Source organism: Mesorhizobium sp. M7A.F.Ca.ET.027.03.2.1, from assembly GCF_003999175.1.
Lineage (GTDB): Bacteria > Pseudomonadota > Alphaproteobacteria > Rhizobiales > Rhizobiaceae > Mesorhizobium.
Genome location: NZ_RZOM01000921.1, coordinates 1 through 2,489 on the forward strand (window position 1 = coordinate 1; position 2,489 = coordinate 2,489).

Here is a 2,489-nt window from a genome sequence, read left to right on the forward strand (position 1 = left end):
CTCGTAGACCGAATAACGCGTCGGGTGGCTGTCCTTTTCCCCGGCTGGGACGTCGTGCGAGCTGACAATGCGCCAGGAATCAGGATCGATCGGCGGGAAATACGCGTCGCCGTCGACCGCTGCCAGCACGTGGGTGACATGCAGGCGATCGGCCAGCAGCATGGCCTGGACATAGATTTCGCCGCCGCCGATGACGCACACCTCGTCCACATCGGCCATGCGGCGCCCGCGCTCCGTCGCCAGCTGGATCGCGGCCTCGAGCGAATGTGCCGCCTCGACGCCCTCGGCGCGCCAGGTCTTGTCGCGGGTGACGACGATGTTCAACCTGCCCGGCAGCGGCCGGCCGATGCCCTCATAGGTCTTGCGGCCCATGATGATGGGCTTGCCCATCGTATCGGCTCTGAAGCGCTTGAGATCGGTGGAGAGCCGCCACGGGAGCCCGCCGTCCCGCCCGATCACGCCGTTCTCGGCGATGGCAACGTAGATTGCGACGTGCATCAATTGCCGTCCGTTGGCTCGAGGATCAGGATGTCGATGTCGCGCTCGGGGTATAAATCATCCGCCGTCATCTCGAATGTCGTCGGTCCGGTCTTTTTGACATTGTCGCCGCAGAACGAGACCAGGGCTTTCGGATTGCCCTTGTCGATCGTCAGCTTGAACTTGCCGATCGTGCCAGTGGCCCAGTTGCCGCCGGTGGTCAGGATATAGGCGATGCGGTTCTCGAAATATTTGGGGTAGCCGTCAGGGTCGTCCTTGGCAGCCTTGCGCACCGCATTTTCGAATGTGCCATCCATGCAATAGCGGGCCTTGTAGGCCGCATACTGTCCCTGGAATTTGCCGTCGTAGAAGAAGCTGACTGAAGACGTGCCGCCGACGCTCGGCTTATAGTGGTGGGAAACATGGACGTCCTTGTTGGCCGGAAAGGTCGAGCGCCACCAGTAGGTCGAACGCAGTTGCCAGAACGGCGTGTAGACCTTGGTGGTCTCGGTGCCGTCGCTGCCGGTGTCCTCGATGATGATGCCGCGGTTGACCCAGTCATCGACAACCGCTTGCGGCAGCTTGGCCAGCGCCGCCTTCGCCGCATCGCCGAATGGATAGAACGGCACGTTTTGCGCCTTCAACTCGGCGCTGATGTCGATGCCGAGCGCAAACACCTTCTGCTCCAACTGCGGCTTGACGGCAACACCGTCGATCGTCACCTCGAAGCCGAGGAAATTGTCGCTCTGGTTTTCGGGAATCGCCGGGATTTCTTCGGGATTGCCCGATATTTCGGGCATCGGGAAGGCGACGATTGCGTCGACATCCTTGTCGGTGTTGTTATGGAAGACATAGTCGACCGTCACCTTTTCCGGCGAGATGAAGAGGTCCTCGCTTTGCATCGACACGGCGTCGCTGCGCGACAGGATCAGGCCGCCGGTGCCAAGTTCGGCAACCGAATCATTGGCGAAGGCGGGCGCGGACGACAGGGCCAGCACGGCGGTCAGAATATATCGCAACATGGAAACAACCTCGGCCAGAATGCTTGCAGGACCCTAGCGGTTTCAATGTGGCGTTCAAAGCCCTTCCGCATCCGCGGACGCGCGCCAGCGCGGTCTGGACTAACAGGTTCCGATCGGGCAGGAGTTCGCCCATGCGCAAGCTTCTCGTCATCGGCATCGGCGCCGGCAATCCCGACCACATGACCGTCCAGGCCATATCAGGCCTGAACCAGGCGGATGTGCTGTTCATTCCCGACAAGGGTGCGAAAAAAAATGAACTGGCCGAACTGCGCCGCCGGATATGCGACCGCTTCGTCACCAATCCGAAGTCGCGCCGCGTCGAATTCGACGTGCCGGTGCGCGACATGCCAGTAGAAGATGGGCCGGAGCCCTCCTACCGCGCGACCGTCGATGACTGGCACGAAGCCATCGCCGCCATTTACGAAGGCCTGATCCGCGATGAGATTGCAGGCGACGGCTGCGGCGCCTTCCTGATCTGGGGCGATCCTTCGCTCTATGACAGCGCGTTACGCATCCTCGAGCGCGTGCGCCTGCGAGGAAATGTGGCGTTCGAGCTTGAGGTGATCCCCGGCATCACCGCTGTCCAGGCACTTGCCGCCAGGCACAAGATGGCGCTGAACCGCATCGGCGATTCCGTCCTCATCACCACAGGCCGCCGCCTGACCGAGGAAGGCATGCCGGACAATGCCGGCAGCGCGGTCGTCCTGCTGGACGGCAAATGCGCCTTCAACACGCTGGTCGACAAGGATGTCGTCATCCATTGGGGCGCTTATCTCGGAACGGAAGACGAGATTCTCATCTCTGGCCGTCTCAGTGATGTCGGCGCCGAGATCGAGAGAACCCGTGAAGAAGCGCGCCGGAAAAAGGGCTGGATCATGGACACTTACCTGCTTCGCAAGCCAAGCACAGAGGATTAGGCCCTACTGCCCTACTGCCCTACTGCCCTACTGCCCTACTGCCCTACTGCCCTACTGCCCTACTGCCCTACTG

The 2,489-nt window shown here is 61.5% G+C and carries 3 protein-coding genes; 1 reads left to right on the forward strand and 2 read right to left on the reverse strand.

From position 1 onward, the window contains the following. Together EN750_RS29030 and EN750_RS29035 are read right to left on the reverse strand one after the other, a co-directional pair. On the reverse strand, positions 1-498 hold a 498-nt coding region (locus tag EN750_RS29030; RefSeq protein ID WP_145968011.1), incomplete at its 3' end, for a dihydrofolate reductase. Then, positions 498-1,499, reverse strand: a complete 1,002-nt coding sequence (locus EN750_RS29035) for a DUF4424 domain-containing protein (RefSeq protein WP_127398801.1) — start codon at positions 1,497-1,499, stop codon at positions 498-500. The genes EN750_RS29035 and EN750_RS29030, both read right to left, overlap by 1 nt. A 131-nt stretch (positions 1,500-1,630) precedes the next feature. On the opposite strand from EN750_RS29035, the gene cobF reads away from it, so the two are divergent. Further along, on the forward strand, positions 1,631-2,416 hold the full coding sequence (cobF, locus tag EN750_RS29040; protein ID WP_127398802.1) for a precorrin-6A synthase (deacetylating): 786 nt from the start codon (positions 1,631-1,633) through the stop codon (positions 2,414-2,416). Positions 2,417-2,489 lie beyond the last annotated feature (73 nt).